Raw genomic sequence first — 18,487 nt, forward strand, 5'->3', positions numbered from 1 at the left:
TCACGGGCCATGGACTCCACTCACCGCACCGCGGCGGCCCGGCTCACGGGCGTCCTGCTGCTGACCGCGTTCGCGACCATGTTCGCCGGGGCGGTCATCGTCGTGCCATCGGGGTTGACCCTGAATCCGTCCGAACCGGCCGCCGCGCTGGCCGCGGTCGGGGCACGCCCCTGGCTGCACCTGCTCGCCCTGGGCCTCGACGTCGCCGGCTGGCTCGCGCTCGCGGCCGGCGCGCTCACGATGGCGGCGGCCGCCCCCCGCGCGGCGCTGCTCCCGGCCGGGCTGCTCGCCGCCGCCGGCCTCGCGGGCATGCTCCACGACGCCGGCAACCTGGCCCTGACCCAGCTGGCGGCCGACCCGGCCGCCCCGGCGGCGACGGCCGTCGCCGGCGCGGTCCTGCTCACCGCCAAGTGGGGCGTCAACCTGGCCGGACTCCTGTGGGTGGCCGCGACGGCGACCGCCGCGCTCCACCTCCCCCTGGCGACCGGCATGCGGCGCGCCGGAGCGGTCGCGGCCCTGTCGGGCCTGGTCGCCGTCGCGCTGCCGTGGCCGACCGGGCTCGACGGCCCGTCCCCCGCGCAGGAGCAGTTCGGCTACGCGCTCCACCTGCCGGTCATGGTCTGGTGGGCCGTGCTGGGCGGCCGGGAACTCGGCGCCCGGCCGCGCGCCGGCGGACCGGACCTGCCCGCGCCGTGATGCGGGCACCGCCGCAGGCCGCACCGCCCGCCCCCGGCCGGAAGCGGCCCCGCCCCGCGCACCCGGGCCAGAGAGGTGGCGGGGCGGGGCCGGTACCGGTGCTAGGTGACGGTCCACTTCTGGGCGGCGGTGCCGTTGCACGTCCACAGCTGGACGGGGATGGCGTTGGCGGCGGTGCCGTTGGTGACGTCCAGGCAGCGGTCGGCGGCGGGGTTCACCAGGTCGCGGGCCGCGGTGTAGACCCACTGCTGGGCGGCGGTGCCGTTGCAGTCCCACAGCTGGACGCGGGCGCCGTCGTTGGTGGCGCCGCCGGAGATGTCCAGGCACTTGCCGAGGGCGCGCACGGTGCCGTCGCCGGGACGGGTCCACCGCTGGGCGTTGGTGCCGTTGCAGTCGTACATCTGCACGGTGGTGCCGTTGGCGGTGTTGGCGCCGGCGACGTCCAGGCAGCGTCCGCCCAGGCCGGTGATGGCGCCGCCGCCGGTGCCGCCGTCGTTCACCCAGGAGTAGACCCGCACGTAGTCGACGGTGAGCGACTGCGGGAACTGGGTGCTGCCGTCGGGGTACCCGGGCCAGTTCCCGCCGACCGCGACGTTGAGGATCATGAAGAACGGGTGGTCGAAGACCCACGGGTTGCCGCGCAGGTCGGCGGCGGTGCGGGTCTGGAAGAGCGTGCCGTCGACGTACCAGGAGATCGAGGTGGGGGTCCAGTCGACGGTGAAGGTGTGGAAGCCGTCGGCGAAGACCCGGCCGCCCGGCAGGGTGTAGGAGCCGGTGACGCCCGAGCCGCCGGAGTAGCCGGGGCCGTGCAGGGTGCCGTGCACGGTGCTCGGCTCGCGGCCGATGTTCTCCATGATGTCCAGCTCGCCGCTGGCGGGCCAGCCGACCTGGCCGAAGTTGTCGCCGAGCATCCAGAAGGCCGGCCAGATGCCCTGCCCGCGCGGCAGCCGCATCCGCGCCTCGAAGCGCCCGTACGCCTGGGTGAAGCGGCCGGAGGTGTTCAGCCGGGCCGAGGTGTACTCGCACCTCCCGTAGTGGCACTGGTAGTCGCCGGGGTTCTCCCGGCGGGCGGTGATCACCAGGTTGCCGGAGCCGTCGAGGGACGCGTTGCTCGGGCGGTTCGTGTAGTACTGGCTTTCGTTGTTGCCCCAGCCGTGGCCGCCGGTCTCCATCTGCCAGCGGGACGGGTCGGGCGACTGGCCGGCCGGGCCGTTGAACTCGTCGGCCCACACCAGCGGGCCGATGGCGGTCGGCATGGCGCCCGCGGGCTCGTCGGCCCGCGCGGGCGCGGCGGGGGCGAGGCCGGCCGCCAGGGTGCCGAGCGCGACGGCGAGGGCGGCGAGGGCGGCGAGCACGGGTCTTGGTCTGCGGGCGCGGGGGGATCGGGTCGCGGTCATGGTCCACCTGTCTTCGGCACAGGCGGTGCTTGGGCAGCACCGGGCGGGACACCGCGGGCGGCGGCTCGGCGGGCGCGTCGCGGCCCGCCGACGGCTCCGGCGCCTGCGGCGGTGAGGGGGAGAGAAGGGGATCGGCGGGGGCGGGGAGGGGCGGACGGCAGGGCACGCTCGTGTAGTACAGGGGTCCGGTGCCACTACCGTACGTTTCTGGAAAGAGACTTTACAGTTGCCGCCGGAGAGCCGACAAGGCCCGGACCGCAGTCGATCCGGCCCGGGAACATTTTGGCCGATCAACCCGTATGATCACCCTCCGCAACTTACGCTGACCCTGAGCTACCTGCCGCCCGGCCGCCGCCCACGGCTCGGGCCCTCTACAGCGAAGCGGAGTTCCATGACGGACAACTTGCTGTTCACGATCGGTTTCGTCGTCCTGCTGCTCCTCGCCGGGGCGCTGGCGATCTGGAAGGTGCGGATCTCCGAACGCGACCTCGGCGGGTCCATCGGCACGATGGTGGCCCCCGCCGTCCTCTCGGTCTACCTGCTCGTCGCGGCCATGGCCATCGTCATCGGCTGGGAGTCCAACAACGCGGCCCGCGACCTCACCGTCACCGAGGCGACGGCCGCCACCGACACCTACTGGGCCGTCCAGCGCCTGCCCGAGCCCCAGCGCGAGGAGGCGGCGGCCGGGGTGCGCGACTACCTGTCCACCGTCGTCAACGAGGACTGGCCGCGGATGCGCGACGGCGACATGAGCCAGGCGGGCGACTCCGTCCTGGCCGGGCTGCGGGCGACCGTCGCGGAGACCCCCGAGGCCGCCCCCGACGACTACGCCGCCGCCGACCGCGCCAGTGCGATCATGGAGACCGGCGAACTGCTCGACATCCGGACCGAGCGGGCCAACACCGCCGGGAGCAACATCCCGGTCTTCCTGGTGATCGTGACCGCCCTGCTCGGCCTGGCCGTGGCCGTGCTGCCCTTCGCGAGCGGGAACTGGCGGTCGCGCGCCGACATGTTCTGGTGCGCCGTCAACTTCGTCCTGGTCGTCGCGACCCTGGTCATCCTGGTGTCGCTGGACAACCCCTACGCGGGCATGTTCCCGGTCGGCCCCGGCCCGCTGCAGGACTCACTGGACGGGTTCGACACGATCGACGCCGCCGTCAGCGCCCAGTGAGCGGCGCGGCGCGCGCTCGCCCGGCTCAGCCCCGCGAGCGCGCGCCGACGGTGCCGGCGATGATCACCGCGACGACCAGCAGCACCACCAGGACCGGCTTGCGCATCGGCCCCGAGGCGGCCGACTCGCGCACCGGCTCCTCGGCGATCACCGGCACGTAGTCCGCCGCGGCCACGGGCTCGGGACTGGGCTCGGGTTCCGGCTCCGGCGAGGGCGGCGGGGCCGCTTCGACCGGCTCGGCCACCGCCTCGGCCGGCGGCTCGGGCGCGGGCTCTTCGGGCACCGGTTCGGGTTCGGGCTCCGGCTCCGGGGGAGCCGGCTCGGGCCGCTCGGGCTCGGGCTGCGGCTCGGGCTCCGGCTCAGGCTCCGGCGGGGGCGGGAGCGTCGGCTCGGGCTCGGGCTCCGGCGGGGGCGGTTGGTGGCACCACGGCGGCAGCTCCAGGTAGGGGTGGGCCTGCACGAGCTCGGAGTCGTTCCACCAGTCCGGGTACCACGAGCAGATCCAGCCCGGCCAGTCGTGGTCGTGCCCGTCGCCGCGCTCGGCGCCGACCGGCTCCGCCTGCGCCGGCCCCGCCACCGAGGCCAGCAGCGCCACCAGCACGGCCAGCCGCGCCGCGCGCCGCCTGCGCCGTCCGTTCCGCCGATCCGCCATGGGACTCCCTCAACGGCGCGTCAACCACATACGATCACTGGGTAAATACTAAGAGTGATTACATGATCGTTCTGGCCTAACGGACCAGGAAGCCCGCGGCGGTTCGCGGAGCGGCGCGCCCGGCGTCCGGCCGCGCCGCTCCGCCCCCGCACCGTCAGGCCGTCGAAGCGGGCTCGGCCGGTCCGGCGATCTCCCACTGGAGCTCCGTCACCCAGTCGGCCGGCGCGGCGCCGGCCTGGAGGGTCACCTCGCGGGCCTGCCCGCTCGCCCGGTGCCCGTGCCGCTCGATCCAGTGCGCGAGCGCCTGGTGCGCCTGGCCCACGTCGTCCATGGGGCCCTGGTGCACGAGGGTGGCGGCGCGCTCGATCCGCGGCAGCGCGACGACCTCGAACGGGTGCCCGGCGCCCGGATCCCCGGCGAGGGGCACCCCGGCGCGGATCAGGACGCTGCCGTCCTCCCGCGGCTCGTAGCAGGCGATGCCGCCGCAGTCTGACGCCGGGCGGGCCCCGGCCGCGCCGAGCAACTCGCCGAGCCGCCCGAACAGCTCCTGCACGACCGGGCCGATGTGCCCGTACTCGAGATCCGGCGCGGTGCCCCGCAGCTCGGCCACCAGCACCGGTGCGATGCCCTTGACGACGACGTCCTCGGTGTCCATCCGACCTTCCCTCTCGATCGCCCGGAGCCTCGCCTCGATGCCGCGCAGCCGCACGGCGTCCTCGGCGATGCGCGCCTCGAGCTGCGCGCGCAGCAGCCGGACCATGCCGTGCAGCTCGGCCGCGCCGACCTCCTCGTCGAGGATCGACCGGACCTGTTGCAGCGTGAAGCCGAGGTCCTTGAGCGCGATGACCCGGTTGAGCCGGGCCAACTGCGCGGCCGTGTAGGACCGGCGGCCGGTGGCCGGGTCGACGTGCGCGGGACGCAGCAGCCCGACCGCGTCGTAGTGGCGCAGCATGCGCACCGAGACGAGGCCGAGCCTGGCGAACTCTCCGATTCCGAACATGACCCCTCCAGGTGTAGGACCTCACACGGTGTCAGGTGCAAGGCCGCCGGAGGGCGCAGGCGCGGGACGGTCCGGAGACGGACCAGAAGGGGGAACGGGGGGATGCGCTCCCACGCCGGGACGCCGCGATCAAGTGATCTTGAAAGACGTGGGAGCGCTCCCAAAGAGTTGGTAACACCGGCGATCGTGCCGTGTCAATTGCGAAAACTTTCGGAACGGAGCCGCGCGAGCACGTTCGGCGACCATTCGGGGCGCCGAAGCGCTGGTCACGTCCTGCGGCGACCGGCCGGCGGGCACCCGGGCGCCCGCCGAAAGCGTTCCGGCGCCGGAGCCGCCGTGCGCGTCCGCCCGGACACGCCGGTGGCACGCGGCGCGGGGCCGCGTGCCACCGGTCGCGGTGCCGTCAGCCGGTGCTCGGCCGGCGGTAGCGCCGTTCGAAGCGCTCGACGCGGCCCGCGCTGTCCAGCACGCGGGAGCGGCCGGTGTAGAACGGGTGGCTGGCCGAGGAGGTGTCCACGTCGACCACCGGGTAGACGGCGCCGTCGCGCCATTCGACCGTGCGCTCGCTGACGGCCGTCGACCGGGTCAGGAAGGCGTGTCCGGTGGAGCGGTCGCGGAAGACCACCGGGCGGTACTCGGGATGGATGTCGCGCTGCATCGCTGCCTCGTCTCTCGTCTCGTTCGCGCCGGCGGGCCGCCGGCTCAGCGCTCCTCGCGGAACAGCCGGTGCCCGCGCGCCACGGGGTCGTACTTGCGCAGTCCGAGCCGGTCCGGGTCGTTGCGCCGGCTCTTGCGCGTCACGTAGGTGTAGCCGGTGCCGGCCGTCGACCGGAGCCTCACCACCGGCCTGGTCTCGCCGCGCGCCATGGCCTCCCCCTTTCGCCGTGTTCACCGCCGGGCTCATCCGCCGGCAGCTACGATAACGATAATCATTCCCAGAACATTCCGAGAGGCGGAGAAGGATGAGCGGTCATCGGCCGGTCCCCGTCGTGCTCGTCGGCGGGCTGCACCGCCGGGCACGCGCGGCCGCGGTACACGAACTCCTGGGCCCCGGCGCGGTCGCGGTCCGCCACGACCTGTCGCGCGTCGACGACGGCATCGTGCACCGGACCGTGCGCGACCGCTTCGGGGTGCGCGAGCACCTCGCGCTCGAGCCGGCGCACGGCTGCGCGTCCTGCACGCTGCGCGAGGACCTGATCGGGGTGCTGCTCCGCCTCGCCGAGCAGCCGGAGAACACCCTGCTGGTGGTCGAGCTGTGGGACTCCGTGGAACCGCGCGCCCTCGCCGAGTCGCTGTGCTGGGCCGTCCTCGACGGGCGCCCGCTCGCGCACGACCTCGCCGTGGCGGCCGTCATCACCGCCGTCGACGCCGACCGGCTCGTCGCGGACCTCTGCTGCGAGCAGGACGTCGCCGAACGGGGCATCGGCTCCGCCACGGACTCCCGGCCCGTCGCCGAGGTGCTGGCGCACCAGATCGAGTACCCGACGGCGCTGGCCGTGCACGGCGCCGACCGCGACGCGGCCGTCCGCCGCCAGGCCGCCGCCCTGCTGGGCCAGCTGAACCCGGCGGCGATGCTGCTGCCCACCGGCCGGGGGCGGCTGCTCCCGCTGGCCCGGGGCCGCTTCGACGCCGACGCGGCGGCGGCCCGCGCCGATCCGGCCGGCCGGCAGTTCCCCGACAGCTGCGCGGCCGACGGCGTCACCACCGTGACCTGGCGCCGCCGGCGGCCGCTGCACCCCGGGCGCCTCTACGCCGCGCTCGACGAGGTCGTCGGCGGCTCCCTGCGCAGCCGGGGCCGCTTCTGGCTGGCGAGCCGGCCCGCGACCATGCTGGTGTGGGACGCGGCCGGCAACCGGCTCGCGGTGGACGAGGCCGGGCCCTGGCTGGCGGCGCTGCCCGGCGCCGCCCGCGGACTGGCGGCCGAGCCCAGGCGCCTGGCCGCCGCCCTGGACTGGGCGCCCCGTACCGGCGACCGCCTCCAGCAGCTCTCCTTCACCGGCACCGGGCTCGACGCCCGGGCACTGACCGACCTGCTCGACTCCTGCCTGCTCACCGACGACGAACTCCACGCGGGCGAGGACGCCTGGACCCACCTCACCGACCCGTTCCGAACGGCCCTCCGGGAGGCGTGAGCGGTGTTGCCCCGGACCCCTGCGCCGCCCCGACCGCCCCCAGCCCAGTCCCCCGCCCACCCTGGGGGGACTTCCCCTGCACACGATCCTCGCGCCCCACCGTGCGCAGCGCGATCCCTACCGGACGGTTGTGGACAACGGCTCCGGGGTGGCGGCGGGCTGTGGACAACCGCCCTCAGCCCAGTCCCCCGCCCTCCCAGGGGGACTCCCCTGCGTCAATTCTTCCGCCCCGCCATGCGCCGCGCACCCACGAGCGGACCGTTGTGGACAAGGCACCCGATCGGAGCGCGCCTGTGGACGCCGACTTGACACCGGTCCAGTTTGACAACGATTTTCATTTTCTGGACACTGAACAACATGAGCATACGAATGGCGCGTAACGCCTTCGCGCTGGTCGGCGCGGGCGCACTGCTGCTGGCGGGTGCCGCCTGCGGCACCGGGGCGGACGGATCGGCCGACGACGGGCGGCCCACCGTCGTCACCGCGGTGTACCCCCTGCAGTGGCTGGCCGAGCGGGTCGCCGGAGACCGCGCCGAGGTCGCGAACCTGGTGGAGCCGGGTGTCGAGGCGCACGACGTCGAGCTCACCCCGCGCCAAGTCGGCGAGCTGGGGCAGGCCGCGGTCGTGTTCTACATCGCGGGCATGTCCCCCGCCGTCGACGACGCCGTCGCCCAGGAGGCGCCCGACACCGCCCTCGACGCGCAGACGCTCACCGACCCCCTCGCCCCCGCCGAGGAGGAGGGCGGCGAGCACGCCGACGAGCACGCGGAAGAAGAGGGCCACACCCACGAGGGCGAGGAGCCCGCCCACGAAGAGGGCCACACCGACGAGGCCGAGCACGCCCACGAGGGCGAGGCGGAGCACGCCCACGAGGGCGAGGCGGAGCACGCCCACGAGGGCGAGGGCGAGGCCGGGCACGACCACGCGCACGAGGGCGCCGACCCGCACCTGTGGCTCGACCCCACCCGGATGGGCCCGCTCGCCGAGGGCCTGGCCGAGCGCCTCAGCGAGGCCGACCCCGAGGGCGCCGAGACCTACGCGGCCAACGCCCAGGCGGTCGCCGACGAAACCACCGCCCTGGACGAGGAGTTCACCACCGCCCTGGAGGGCTGCGCGGCCGACACGATCGTCACCAGCCACACCGCCTTCGGCTACCTCGCGGACCGCTACGGCCTGCACCAGGTGGGCATCGCCGGGCTGAGCCCCGACACCGAGCCCTCCCCGGCCCGGATGGCGGAGGTCGCCGAGATCGCCGAGCACGAGGGCGTCTCCACCGTCTTCACCGAGACCACGGTGAGCCCCGAGGTCGCCCAGACCCTCGCCGACGAGATCGGCGTCAGCACGGCCGTGCTGAACACCCTCGAAGGCGGCCCCACCGAGGGGGGCGACTACCTGTCGACCATGCGCGAGAACCTCGCCGCCCTCACCGGCGCCCTGGACTGCGGCTGACGCGCGAGCGCCCGGCGGCCCGCGGTGGAGACCGCGGGGCCGCCGGGCGCCCCCATGCTCTGGGCGGAGCTCAGCCGCGCCGCTCCGCCGCGGCGGCATCGGCCTGGGCCGCCGCCTTGGCCGCCGCGCACGCCGGGCAGGTGCCGAACACCTCCACCGTGTGCTCCACGTCCACGAAGCCGTGCGCCGCCGCCACCTCGTCGGCCCACCGCTCCAGCGCCGGATTGGCCGCCTCGATCGCGGTGCCGCAGTCGCGGCAGACGAGGTGGTGGTGGTGCTCGTCGCTGCGGCACGCCCGGTACACGGCCTCGCCGCGCGCATTGCGCACGGTGTCGACCTCACCGGCCACCGTCAGCGCCTGCAGCGACCGGTAGACGGTGGCCAGCCCCACCCGCTTGCCGCTCTCGCGCAGCCGCGCGTACACCTCCTGGGCGCTGCGGAACTCATCGCAGTCGCTCAGCGCCGCGCGCACCTGCGCCGTACGGTCCGACACCGGCGCCACCTCCGTTCGACCCGGCCGTGACGGTATACGTCAGACTCTATTCAAACGCCCCCGCCACAGGTGCTGTTCCCCGCCCCCGCTCCGCGCGCCGCCGCGTGCGCCCGTGCCACCCGATCCGGCGCGAAGCGGCCGGACTGTGTCACCCTGGTCGTGGGCGACGATCTCGCCCGCATCGCAACGACCAAGAAGAACGGAGCGCACCGTGAGCGAGCACGCGACCCGTGGCTCGGGTGCAGGAGCCGTGTTCAGCCGGCACACCGGGCACGAGCAAGTCGTCTTCTGCCACGACGAACCCAGCGGTCTCCGGGCGATCATCGCCATCTACTCCACCGCGCTGGGCCCCGCGCTCGGCGGCACCCGCTTCTACCCCTACGCCGACGAGGACGACGCCATCGACGACGTCCTCGCCCTCAGCAAGGGCATGGCCTACAAGAACGCCCTGGCCGGGCTCGACCTCGGCGGCGGCAAGGCCGTCATCATCGGCGACCCCGCCGTCCACAAGACCGAGGCGCTGCTGCGCGCCTACGGGCGCTTCGTCGCCTCGCTCGGCGGCCGCTACTACACCGCCTGCGACGTCGGCACCTACGTCCCCGACATGGACGTCATCGCCCGCGAGTGCCGCTGGACCACCGGCCGCTCCGTCGAGGCGGGCGGCGCCGGAGACTCCTCCGTCCTCACCGCCTACGGCGTCTACCAGGGCATGCGCGCCTCCGCCCAGCATCTTTGGGGCGGCCCGAGCCTCAGCGGGCGGCGGGTGGGCGTCGCCGGGGTGGGCAAGGTCGGCCGCCACCTCGTCGGCCTGCTGCTGGACGACGGCGCGGAGGTCGTCGTCACCGACGTGTCCGAGCAGGCCGTCGACAGGATCACCGCCGAGTACCCGGCGGTCGACGTGGTCGACGACAACGACACCCTGGTCCGCTCCGACCTCGACATCTACTCCCCGTGCGCGCTCGGCGGGGTCCTCGACGGCGAGACGGCCGCGGCGCTGCGCGCCCGCCTGGTCTGCGGCGCGGCCAACAACCAGCTCGCCGACCATGCCGTCGGCAAGCAGCTCGCCGAGCACGGCGTGCTGTACGCGCCCGACTACCTGGTGAACGCGGGCGGCGTGATCCAGGTCGAGGACGAGATCCACGGCTTCTCCTTCGAGCGCGCCAAGGCCAAGGCGGCGCGGATCTTCGACACCACCCTCGACGTCTACCGGATCGCGGCCGAGGAGAACCTGCTCCCCGTCGACGCCGCCGACCGGATCGCCGAGCGGCGCATGGCGTCCGTCGGCCGGCTGCGCGGCATCCTGCTGCCCTGAGGCAGGGCCGTCCGCCGACGCGACCAGGGCCGATCCGCTCGGCCCTCTACACTGGTGGGCATGGGCGGCGAGGTCGCCGGGCCGCGGCTCGGCACGGCGGTTCCGGCACCACCGGCCGCCCCCTCGGCGCCCGTGCCCCCCGGGCTGCGCGCCGCCTCACGCGCGGGGATCCGCGCCCGCAACCTCTCGGCGCTGCTGCGCACCGTCCACCTGCACGGCCCGCGCTCCCGCAGCGAACTCACCGAGCTGATCGGCGTCAACCGCAGCACCATCGGCGTGCTGGTGGCGACCCTCGCCGAGGCCGGGCTGGTCGGCGAGCAGCCCGGCGCCGGCAGCGGGCGGGCCGGCCGGCCCTCCCAGGTCGTCACCGCACGCGCCGACGCCCGGTACGCCCTCGCCGTCGACCTGCGGGTGCGCCAGGTGGTGGCGGCGCGGGTAGGGCTCGGCGGCGGGGTCCAGCAGCGGCTCGAACTCCCCGCGCCCGACGGCGGCATCGACCGCGCCGTCGCGGTCGTCGCGCAGGCCTGCGCGCGGCTGCGCGAGGCGGCGCCGCCCGCGGCCGCTTGCGTGGGGGTGGGCGTCGCGGTGCCCGGCATGGTCGGCGGCGGGGTGGCCCGGCTCACCCCGAACCTCGGCTGGGTGGACGTGCCGCTGGCCGACGAACTCACCCGCCGGCTCGGCCTGCCGGTGCGGATCGACAACGAGGCCGACCTCGGGGTGCTGGCCGAGCAGTTGCGCGGGGCGGCGGTCGGCGCCGACTACGTCGTCTACCTGTCCGGCGAGGTCGGCGTGGGCGCCGGGGTGATCAGCGGCGGCCGGCCGCTGCGCGGCGTCGGCGGCTACGCGGGCGAGATCGGGCACATCATGGTGAACCCGCGCGGGGTGCCGTGCCGGTGCGGCTCGCGCGGCTGCCTGGAGACCGAGATCGGCGCCGAGGCGCTGCTGCGGGCGGCCGGACGCCCGCCGGGCGGCGGCGCGGTCGCGGCCGCCGGGGTGCTGGCCGCGGCCCGCCAGGGCGAGGCCGGCGCCCGGATGGCGGTGGCCCGCGTCGCCGGCTGGCTCGGCCGCGGGCTCGCCCTGCTGGTGAACACCTTCAACCCCGCCCTGGTTCTGGTCGGCGGCCCGCTCGGCGCCCTCTACCGCGCGGCGACGGACACCGTCACCGCCGCCTACACCGAGGCCGCGCTTCCCGCCCCGCGCGAGCAGGCCCGTATCGCCCTCCCCGCCTTCGGCGAGGACTCCACTCTGCTGGGCGCCGCCGAACTGGTCTTCACGGACCTCCTTGAGGACCCGCTGGCTCCGTCGGCGGCGTAGCGGGCCGGGCCCCGCGATCGTCGACGGACCGGGCGGCCAGGCCCTGGGCACCGTGGGCGCCGCCCTCGGCGCCCGCCACGCCGTGACCCCCGGCCGCGGCCGGGGGTCACGGGCGGTCACACGTAGCCGGCCGGTTCGCTCGCCGCCTCGGGCAGCTCCGGCCGGCCGCTGGACGACCGGGGCCCGCCCGGCCACCAGTTCGCCCGGCCGAGCAGCCGCATCGCGGCGGGCACGATGACCGAGCGGACCAGGGTCGCGTCGATCACCACCGACAGCGCCAGCCCGACCCCAATGGTCATGACGAACAGCGAGGTGGCGCTGAGGCCCATGGCGGCGAGCACGACGACCATCAGCAGTCCGGCCCGGGTGATGACCGAACCGGTGCCGCTCAGTCCCACCCGGATGGCGCGCCGGTTGTCGCCCGTCGCCTGGTACTCCTCGTAGACGCGGCCCACCAGGAACATCTCGTAGTCGGTCACCAGCCCGAAGGCGATGGTGATGATGACCGCCAGGGCCCACACGTCGGTCGTGCCCACCACGTAGAAGTCGAGCGGGCCCTGGAAACCGCCCTCCTGGAAGCCCCACACGATCAGGCCGAGCGAGGCCCCCAGTGAGAGGAAGGCGACGGCGACCGCCTTGAGCGGCACGAGCACCGAGCGGAAGCAGACGAAGAGCAGCACCAGGGTCGACAGGCCGACGAAGGCGAGCGCCCACGGCAGCGCGCCGGTCGTCGCCTCGTTGTTGTCGAGGCTGACCGCGGGGCTGCCGTCGCCGCCGACGAGGACCGCCTCAGCGCCGGCCGGGGCGCCCAGCGCCCTGATCTCGCGCACCAGCGCCAGATTGCGCGGATCGTCGACCTCGCCCCGGTAGCCGACGTTCACCCAGGTCAGCTCGGTGTCGGCGCGGTGGACGGCAGGGTCGTGCGCCCCCGCTATACCGTCCACGCTCCGCAGGTAGTCCGTCAGGGCCCGCTCCTCCACCGGGCCGGAGATCGCGATGTCGAGCCGGGCCTCGCCCGCGTGGCCCGCGGCGAACTGCTCGTCCAGGATCCTCGGCACCACCTGGGCCTCGTTGTCCGCGGGCAGGTAGCGGTGGTTGGTCAGGCCCGGCTCCAGCCAGAACAGCGGGGCCGCGGCGGCCAGGAGCACCAGCAGACCGCCGGCCAGCCACGGCACCGGCCGCCGGGTGACGGAGGCGGCCAGCGCGCCCCAGGCCCGGTCCTCGCGGGTGACGGTGCCGGGCCGGCGGCGCAGCCATCGGGGGCTGAGCGCGTTGATCCGGGGGCCGAGTGCGGCCAGCGCGGCGGGCAGCACCACGAGCGCGGCGATGATGTCGAAGAGGACCACCGTGATGCCCGCCCAGGCGAAGGACTGGGAGATCGGCTGCGGGAAGAACAGCAGCCCGCAGAGGCCGATCACGACGACCAGGCCCGAGAAGGCGACCGTGCGTCCGGTCGTGTTCACCGTCGCCGCCAGCGCCGCGCCCACGTCGCCGCCGTGGCGGTCCAGTTCGCCGCGGAAGCGGGTGACGATGAAGAGCCCGTAGTCGATGGCGAGGCCGAGGCCGAGCAGCATGGTGATCTCCAGCGCGAAGATCGAGATCTCCGTGACGTGGGTCAGCCAGCGCAGCAGCGCCATCGAGCCGAGGATCGCCATGATCCCCAGGGCGACGGGGAGGGCGGCGGCCACCAGGCCGCGGAAGGTGATCAGCAGCAGGACCAGCAGGATCGGCAGCGAGATCAGCTGGGCGGCGGCGAGGCTCCGCTGGGCCTCCGCCTGGAGGTGGTGCAGGCTCGTGGGCCCGCCCGCGAGGTAGGTCTCCAGCCGGCCGTCGTCGGCCCGGACCGCCTGCTCGATCTCGCCGTAGGACTCCAGGCGCTCGGTGGTGTCCGCGCCGTTCAGGGTGAGCGTGGCGATCGTGGCGGACCCGTCCCCGGAGACGTAGGCGGCGCGCTCCTCCTCGGTGAGTCCCGGGCTCCAGTAGCCGGTCCAGGAGAGGACCTCGGACTCCGGCAGCCGGTCGAGCGCCGCCGTCACCGCCTGTTCGAAGGCCGGGTCGTCGACGGTCAGCTCGCCGGTGGGGTCGGTGTAGAGCGCCACCGTGTCCCGATCGCCGGGCTGGTGCCCGAAGTGGCTCTCCAGCAGCTCGGAGGCGCGGCTGGACTCCGCGTTCGGCGGCTCGAGCCCTCCGGTGCTCATCGCGCCGAATACGCCGCCGCCCCAGGCGCCGGCGAGCACCATGAACAGGGCCGCCGCGATCAAGATCACGCGCCTTCGCGCATGGGCGAGGCGCCCCAGCCGTATGAACATAGGGATAAACTCCATTAAACAGGTAGGAATGATAGGATGCTGTGGCGGCCGACCTCCTCGACGGGCGGGTTTGAGTGCGTCCCCCTGCGGGAGGTCGGTCTCCGTGCCGGGATGCGGCGCGACGCCGGTATGAGCGCCGCGCCGAGAAGGGGGCACCGGCGTCGTCTCGGGCGTGTTCTGCCGGCTACGGCCGGATCTGCGGGTTCTCACCGCGGCCGGTCAGACAGGCGCTTTCATCGCCCGTCCGGTCGCCGCGGACCGTCAGCGGTGGGCGGCACCCTCGGGAACCGCTCGCGAGCGACGAAGGACCCGCGCCGGCAGCGGCAGGCCGGCGCCGGGGAGGGCGGTGCGGATCCGCCGGGCCGCGCGGGGGCGGGCGACCGCCTCGCCGAGGCCACCGCTTGCGCCGGTGACCACGGCTCGCCCGCGGGCGGAGGCGGGGAGTGAGTCGGGGGGCATGTTGGCTACTCCTTGCGCACACTGGTAGGTTGACGCCGTCAACCACGTTAGCCGCCTAGGTTGACATCGTCAACCTAGAGGAGGCCGATGAATCCGACCCGTACCAGGCTGATCGACGCCGCCACCCGACTCCTGGACGCCGGCGGTCCGGCCGCGGTCACGCTGCGCGAGGTCGGCCGGCGCGCCGGCGTCTCCCACAACGCCCCGTACAAGCACTTCGCCGGCAAGCAGGACCTGCTCGCCGCCATCGCCGCCGACCAACTGCGCACGCTCACCGACCGCATGCGAGCGGCCGCGGCCGACCACCCCGCGGGAGTGGACGCCGTCAAGGCCGCCATCACCGCCTACCTGGACTGGGCGCAGCGGCATCCGGCCCGCTTCACGCTCACCTTCGGCCCCTGGGAGGGCGAATCCGACGAACTCGGCCAGGCCGCGGCCGCCGCCCGCCAGGTCCTGCACGATCTCGTGGCCGCCGCCTGCGACAACGGCACCTTCCCCGGCGAGCCAGCCCCCACCGCCGCGCTCATCTGGACACTCGCCCACGGCGCCGTCGACCTCTCCCAGACCGGCCACATGTCCAAGTCCGGCGCCGATCCCACCCCCGACGCTTTGGTCGGCCTCCTGATCCAGACCCTGCGCCGCCCGGCCTCACCACCGCCACCGGCCGCCGACGGCACGACCGTCATGTGATCGCAGGCCGCGCCCGCCGAGGCGAGACGAGCGTCATCATCCGCGGCAGAACCCGCGAACCCGCCCGCGCCGGGTGGCGGAGATCTCCGACGGCCACTCGTCCAGGCCGCCCGCGCCGACGCCTCTCGACCGTCATTCTCAGCGGTCGGCCCCTCCCGCCAGCACCGCAGGCACCAGAAGCCTCCGGACCTTCAAGGTCCGGGGAAAAGGCGCCTGGGCGGGACGCACGCGCACCGAACGGCGGGCAGGTGGTGCGCTGACTCCGCAGCCCGAGGATCACCCCGAAAGGCCGTGCCACTCCTGCAAGACCACGCAAGCTCCCAGCCCGAACTGTGGACAACCCAAGCGGCCGGCGACCTTATCCACAAGCCGCACACCTCCACATGGACCGCTCTCCCCCCTTCGGGAGATGCTCTCCCCGTGGCGGTCACGTTGCCGCCACCACTGGTCAGTCGAGGGGAGGGAGTGCCGATGCGCGCTGGCGCTCCCGTCAAGCACCCCGCTGGCCAGACGCCACGGAAGCCGTCGACGCGGGTCGGCGGGGCTTCACGGGAAGCACGGGCCGGAGCGGTTAGCACCGTTCCAGCCCGTTCCGACAACGAGAACGACGGCCGGCGGCGTGACCGCGGCAACGTGACCGACCACACCAACCGAGAGACGGCCGTCCTGGGACAGAGCCCAGGACGGCCGACGGAAAGGACGATCCTCTCAACCTCAACCAGGGCGATCCATCCGACCGCCCCCCGAACACGGAAAGGAAGTGAGCCTCACCGAACCCCGTAAAGATGCTCCAGGGCAAGCTGGTCCAGCCGCTCGAAGGCCATCCCTCGCTCGGCCAGACCGGTGACGTCCACCTCCACCTCGCGCAACTCGCGCCAGGTCTCACCCTCCGCGACGGTCGGCGTGCTCAGCTCGGGCACCCGTGCCGCCGCCAGGGCCTCGGCCACCTCCGGGTCGGCACGGAAGGCGCGGGCCTTCTCGCGCAGGATGAGGTAGTTGCGCATGCACGCGCGCGCCGACTCCCAGACGCCTTCGTCGTCCTCGGTCCGCGGCGGCTTGTAGTCGAAGTGGATCGGGCCCTCATAGCCGCCCGACTCGACCGCGTCCACGACCCAGAAGGCGCCGCCCACGTTGCCCGCGCCGAAGCGCAGGTCCTGGTCGAAGCGCGGGCCGTGCTGACCGTTGAGGTCGATGTGGAAGAGCTTGCCGTGCCACAGCGCCTGCGCGATGCCGTGCGCGTAGTTGAGGCCGGCCATCTCCTCGTGGCCCACCTCCGGGTTCAGGCCGACCAGTTCGGGGTGCTCCAGCTCGTTGATGAAGGCGAGGGCGTGGCCGACGGTCGGCAGCAGGATGTCGCCGCGCGGCTCGTTCGGCTTGGGCTCGATGGCGAAGCGCAGGTCGTAGCCCTGGTCGAGCACGTACTGGCCGAGGAGGTCGAAGGCCTCCTTGTAGCGGTCCAGGGCGGCGCGCACGTCCTTGGCGGCGCCGGACTCGGCGCCCTCGCGACCGCCCCAGCACACGTAGGTCCGGGCACCGAGTTCGGCGGCCAGGTCGATGTTGGCCATCACCTTGCGCAGCGCGAAGCGGCGCACGTCGCGGTCGTTTGCGGTGAACGCGCCGTCCTTGAAAACCGGGTGGCCGAACAGGTTCGTGGTGGCCGTGGTCACCACCAGGCCGGTCTCGTCCAGGGCGGTGCGGAAGGCGTCGATGAGGCGTTTGCGTTCGCTGTCGTCGGCCTCGAACGGGAACACGTCGTTGTCGTGGAAGTTGACTCCGTACGCGCCGAGTTCGGCGAGCTTGCGCACGGCGCGGTCGGCGGCCATGGGGGCGCGCGACGGGCCGCCGAAGACGTCCTGGGCGGCCCACCCGACCGTCCAGATGCCGAAGGAGAAGCGGTCCTGCGGGGTGGGTGTGTAGCGGTCGCTCATCGGGCCTCTCGATTCTCGTGCCAGGGTCGGGTGTCCTCGCGCAGCTCCGCGTAGCGGTCGCGCACGTGCGGGGTGGGGTCGGCGGTGCAGGTCAGCGCCGGCGGGCTCGGCCACTCGGGCGGAGTGGGGCCGCCTCGGAGCGCCCAGGCGGCCTGGCGGGCTGCGCCGAGGGCGACGTATTCGGCCGGTTCGGGGACCTCCAGCGGCCGCCCGAACACGGCCGGGGCGATGCGGCGGAAGGCGTCGGAGCGGGCGCCGCCGCCGATGAGCAGGACGCGGTTGACGGTGACGCCGTGCTCGACCAGGGCGTCGACGGCGTCGGCCAGGCTGCACGCGAGGGCTTCGACGGCGGCTCTGGCCAGGTTCTCGCGGGTGGCCGAGGCGCCGGTGAGGCCGCGCATGACGGCGTTCGCCTCGGGCCGGGCGGGGGTGCGCTCGCCGTCGAAGTACGGCAGCAGGGTGACGCCGCCCGCGCCGGGTTCGGCGGCCAGGGTCAGTCGGGACAGTTCGTCCACGTCGACGCCGAGCAGGCCGGCGGTGTAGGTGAGGATGCGGGCGGCGTTGAGGGTGCACACCAGCGGAAGGTGGCGGCCGGTCGCGTCGGCGAAGCCGGCGACGATGCCGGTGGGATCGGCGGTGGGGTGTTCGGCGACGGCGAAGGCGGTGCCCGAGGTGCCGACGGAGACGGCGACGTCGCCGGTGCGCAGGCCGAGGCCGAGGGCGGCGCCCATGTTGTCGCCGGTGCCGGGGGCGAGCTTCGCGCCCCAGGAGGTCTCGCCGACGACTTCGCCGGGGGCGGCGACCCGGGGCGTGTCGGCGGAGTGGCCGAGGGCGGCGGTCAGGAACTCGGGCAGCCACTCGCCGGTGGCGGGGCTCCAGTAGCCGGTGCCCGATGCGTCGCCGCGGTCGGTGGTGCGCTCGCGCTTGCCGCCGAGGCGCCAGGTGAGCCAGTCGTGCGGGAGGAGGACGCCGGCGGTTCTGGCCGCGTTGCCGGGTTCGTGCTCGGCCATCCAGCGCAGCTTGGTGACGGTGAACGACACGGCGGGCACGCTGCCGGTGCGCTCGGCCCACGCCCCGGGCCCGCCGAGTTCGGCGGTGAGGGCGCGGGTCTGGGGTGCGGAGCGGACGTCGTTCCACAGCAGGGCGGGCCGGACGACCTCGCCGTCGGCGTCGAGGGCGACCATGCCGTGCTGCTGGGCGGCGACCGCGACGGCGTCGGCCCGCTCCAGCAGGTGCTCACCCGCCTTGGTGAGCGCGTGCCACCATTCGGCGGGGTCGCACTCGGTGCCGTCGGGGTGCGGGGCGGTGGCCTCGCCGACGATTCCGCCGTCGTCCGCCCGGCACAGAACGATCTTGGTGGACTGGGTCGATGAGTCGATGCCGGCGACGAGCATGGCCTGGCCGAACCTTCCGTCGAGAGCGCGTGATCGCTGCTCCCGCTATTTGTATGGCTCGGCAACAAAAAAGTCAACGGCTCGCCGGACC

At 74.3% G+C, this 18,487-nt stretch carries 16 protein-coding genes; 7 read left to right on the plus strand and 9 right to left on the minus strand.

The window, feature by feature from the left end:
- Window positions 1-9: 9 nt before the first annotated feature.
- Window positions 10-696 carry a hypothetical protein gene (locus CLV72_RS07365; protein ID WP_106241924.1) on the plus strand — a complete coding sequence of 229 codons (687 nt, stop codon included), beginning with the start codon at window positions 10-12 and terminating at the stop codon, window positions 694-696.
- Window positions 697-797: 101 nt separating this feature from the next.
- Here the strand turns inward: CLV72_RS07365 and CLV72_RS07370 are convergent, their stop codons facing one another.
- Window positions 798-2,093 carry a glycoside hydrolase family 16 protein gene (locus CLV72_RS07370; RefSeq protein ID WP_106241927.1) on the minus strand — a complete coding sequence of 432 codons (1,296 nt, stop codon included), beginning with the start codon at window positions 2,091-2,093 and terminating at the stop codon, window positions 798-800.
- A gap of 391 nt (window positions 2,094-2,484) precedes the next feature.
- Here CLV72_RS07370 and CLV72_RS07375 point away from each other — a divergent pair, with 391 nt between their 5' ends.
- On the plus strand, window positions 2,485-3,264 hold the full coding sequence (locus CLV72_RS07375) for a bestrophin-like domain (protein WP_106241930.1): 780 nt from the start codon (window positions 2,485-2,487) through the stop codon (window positions 3,262-3,264).
- A gap of 25 nt (window positions 3,265-3,289) precedes the next feature.
- On the opposite strand, the gene CLV72_RS32750 is transcribed toward CLV72_RS07375, so the two are convergent.
- The 4 genes from CLV72_RS32750 to rpmG form a co-directional block, all read right to left on the minus strand.
- Window positions 3,290-3,916: a hypothetical protein gene (locus CLV72_RS32750; protein ID WP_211302766.1), complete on the minus strand. Its 627-nt coding sequence runs from the start codon at window positions 3,914-3,916 to the stop codon at window positions 3,290-3,292.
- Between the two features lie 154 nt (window positions 3,917-4,070).
- On the minus strand, window positions 4,071-4,916 hold the full coding sequence (locus CLV72_RS07385; RefSeq protein WP_106241933.1) for a MerR family transcriptional regulator: 846 nt from the start codon (window positions 4,914-4,916) through the stop codon (window positions 4,071-4,073).
- Window positions 4,917-5,319: 403 nt separating this feature from the next.
- Window positions 5,320-5,574 carry a type B 50S ribosomal protein L31 gene (locus tag CLV72_RS07395; protein WP_106241940.1) on the minus strand — a complete coding sequence of 85 codons (255 nt, stop codon included), beginning with the start codon at window positions 5,572-5,574 and terminating at the stop codon, window positions 5,320-5,322.
- A 44-nt stretch (window positions 5,575-5,618) separates the two neighbouring features.
- Window positions 5,619-5,783, minus strand: coding sequence for a 50S ribosomal protein L33 (gene rpmG / locus CLV72_RS07400; protein WP_106241943.1), 165 nt, complete (start codon window positions 5,781-5,783; stop codon window positions 5,619-5,621).
- 95 nt (window positions 5,784-5,878) lie between these two features.
- On the opposite strand from rpmG, the gene CLV72_RS07405 reads away from it, so the two are divergent.
- Both CLV72_RS07405 and CLV72_RS07410 read left to right on the plus strand, forming a co-directional pair.
- Window positions 5,879-7,048: a CobW family GTP-binding protein gene (locus tag CLV72_RS07405; RefSeq protein WP_106241947.1), complete on the plus strand. Its 1,170-nt coding sequence runs from the start codon at window positions 5,879-5,881 to the stop codon at window positions 7,046-7,048.
- A 357-nt stretch (window positions 7,049-7,405) separates the two neighbouring features.
- Complete coding sequence (locus CLV72_RS07410; RefSeq protein WP_106241952.1) at window positions 7,406-8,497, plus strand: metal ABC transporter solute-binding protein, Zn/Mn family; 1,092 nt, start codon at window positions 7,406-7,408, stop codon at window positions 8,495-8,497.
- Window positions 8,498-8,567: 70 nt separating this feature from the next.
- Here CLV72_RS07410 and CLV72_RS07415 read toward each other — a convergent pair whose 3' ends face one another.
- The gene (locus CLV72_RS07415; RefSeq protein WP_245929971.1) at window positions 8,568-8,990 is read right to left on the minus strand and encodes a Fur family transcriptional regulator; all 423 of its coding nucleotides are present in this window, start codon (window positions 8,988-8,990) and stop codon (window positions 8,568-8,570) included.
- Window positions 8,991-9,201: 211 nt separating this feature from the next.
- On the opposite strand from CLV72_RS07415, the gene CLV72_RS07420 reads away from it, so the two are divergent.
- Both CLV72_RS07420 and CLV72_RS07425 read left to right on the plus strand, forming a co-directional pair.
- Window positions 9,202-10,302, plus strand: coding sequence for a Glu/Leu/Phe/Val dehydrogenase dimerization domain-containing protein (locus CLV72_RS07420; RefSeq protein WP_245929972.1), 1,101 nt, complete (start codon window positions 9,202-9,204; stop codon window positions 10,300-10,302).
- A 60-nt stretch (window positions 10,303-10,362) separates the two neighbouring features.
- Window positions 10,363-11,616, plus strand: a complete 1,254-nt coding sequence (locus CLV72_RS07425; protein ID WP_211302768.1) for an ROK family transcriptional regulator — start codon at window positions 10,363-10,365, stop codon at window positions 11,614-11,616.
- A 116-nt stretch (window positions 11,617-11,732) separates the two neighbouring features.
- On the opposite strand, the gene CLV72_RS07430 is transcribed toward CLV72_RS07425, so the two are convergent.
- A complete protein-coding gene (locus CLV72_RS07430) occupies window positions 11,733-13,883 on the minus strand; it encodes an MMPL family transporter (protein ID WP_245929974.1) in 2,151 nt (716 codons plus the stop codon).
- A 588-nt stretch (window positions 13,884-14,471) separates the two neighbouring features.
- Between CLV72_RS07430 and CLV72_RS07440 the strand changes: the two genes are divergently transcribed.
- Entirely contained in the window at window positions 14,472-15,074 is a 603-nt protein-coding gene (locus CLV72_RS07440) for a TetR/AcrR family transcriptional regulator (protein ID WP_106241970.1), read from the plus strand.
- A 767-nt stretch (window positions 15,075-15,841) separates the two neighbouring features.
- On the opposite strand, the gene xylA is transcribed toward CLV72_RS07440, so the two are convergent.
- Together xylA and xylB are read right to left on the minus strand one after the other, a co-directional pair.
- Window positions 15,842-17,002 (minus strand): xylose isomerase, encoded by a 1,161-nt coding sequence (gene xylA / locus CLV72_RS07445; RefSeq protein ID WP_106241974.1) that lies wholly within the window; start codon window positions 17,000-17,002, stop codon window positions 15,842-15,844.
- Window positions 16,999-18,396, minus strand: a complete 1,398-nt coding sequence (gene xylB / locus CLV72_RS07450; protein ID WP_106241977.1) for a xylulokinase — start codon at window positions 18,394-18,396, stop codon at window positions 16,999-17,001. Before xylB ends, xylA begins: the two co-directional genes overlap by 4 nt.
- Window positions 18,397-18,487: the final 91 nt, after the last annotated feature.

The sequence above is a fragment of the Allonocardiopsis opalescens genome, from assembly GCF_003002095.1.
GTDB lineage: Bacteria > Actinomycetota > Actinomycetes > Streptosporangiales > Streptosporangiaceae > Allonocardiopsis > Allonocardiopsis opalescens.

What these genes read in the sequence shown, in the direction of transcription:
- CLV72_RS07365 (WP_106241924.1), top strand. Translation starts at nt 10, where the DNA reads ATGGACTCCACTCACCGCACCGCGGCGGCCCGGCTCACGGGCGTCCTG.
- CLV72_RS07370 (WP_106241927.1), bottom strand. Translation starts at nt 2,093, where the DNA reads ATGACCGCGACCCGATCCCCCCGCGCCCGCAGACCAAGACCCGTGCTC.
- CLV72_RS07375 (WP_106241930.1), top strand. Translation starts at nt 2,485, where the DNA reads ATGACGGACAACTTGCTGTTCACGATCGGTTTCGTCGTCCTGCTGCTC.
- CLV72_RS32750 (WP_211302766.1), bottom strand. Translation starts at nt 3,916, where the DNA reads ATGGCGGATCGGCGGAACGGACGGCGCAGGCGGCGCGCGGCGCGGCTG.
- CLV72_RS07385 (WP_106241933.1), bottom strand. Translation starts at nt 4,916, where the DNA reads ATGTTCGGAATCGGAGAGTTCGCCAGGCTCGGCCTCGTCTCGGTGCGC.
- CLV72_RS07395 (WP_106241940.1), bottom strand. Translation starts at nt 5,574, where the DNA reads ATGCAGCGCGACATCCATCCCGAGTACCGCCCGGTGGTCTTCCGCGAC.
- rpmG (WP_106241943.1), bottom strand. Translation starts at nt 5,783, where the DNA reads ATGGCGCGCGGCGAGACCAGGCCGGTGGTGAGGCTCCGGTCGACGGCC.
- CLV72_RS07405 (WP_106241947.1), top strand. Translation starts at nt 5,879, where the DNA reads ATGAGCGGTCATCGGCCGGTCCCCGTCGTGCTCGTCGGCGGGCTGCAC.
- CLV72_RS07410 (WP_106241952.1), top strand. Translation starts at nt 7,406, where the DNA reads ATGAGCATACGAATGGCGCGTAACGCCTTCGCGCTGGTCGGCGCGGGC.
- CLV72_RS07425 (WP_211302768.1), top strand. Translation starts at nt 10,363, where the DNA reads ATGGGCGGCGAGGTCGCCGGGCCGCGGCTCGGCACGGCGGTTCCGGCA.
- CLV72_RS07440 (WP_106241970.1), top strand. Translation starts at nt 14,472, where the DNA reads ATGAATCCGACCCGTACCAGGCTGATCGACGCCGCCACCCGACTCCTG.
- xylA (WP_106241974.1), bottom strand. Translation starts at nt 17,002, where the DNA reads ATGAGCGACCGCTACACACCCACCCCGCAGGACCGCTTCTCCTTCGGC.
- xylB (WP_106241977.1), bottom strand. Translation starts at nt 18,396, where the DNA reads ATGCTCGTCGCCGGCATCGACTCATCGACCCAGTCCACCAAGATCGTT.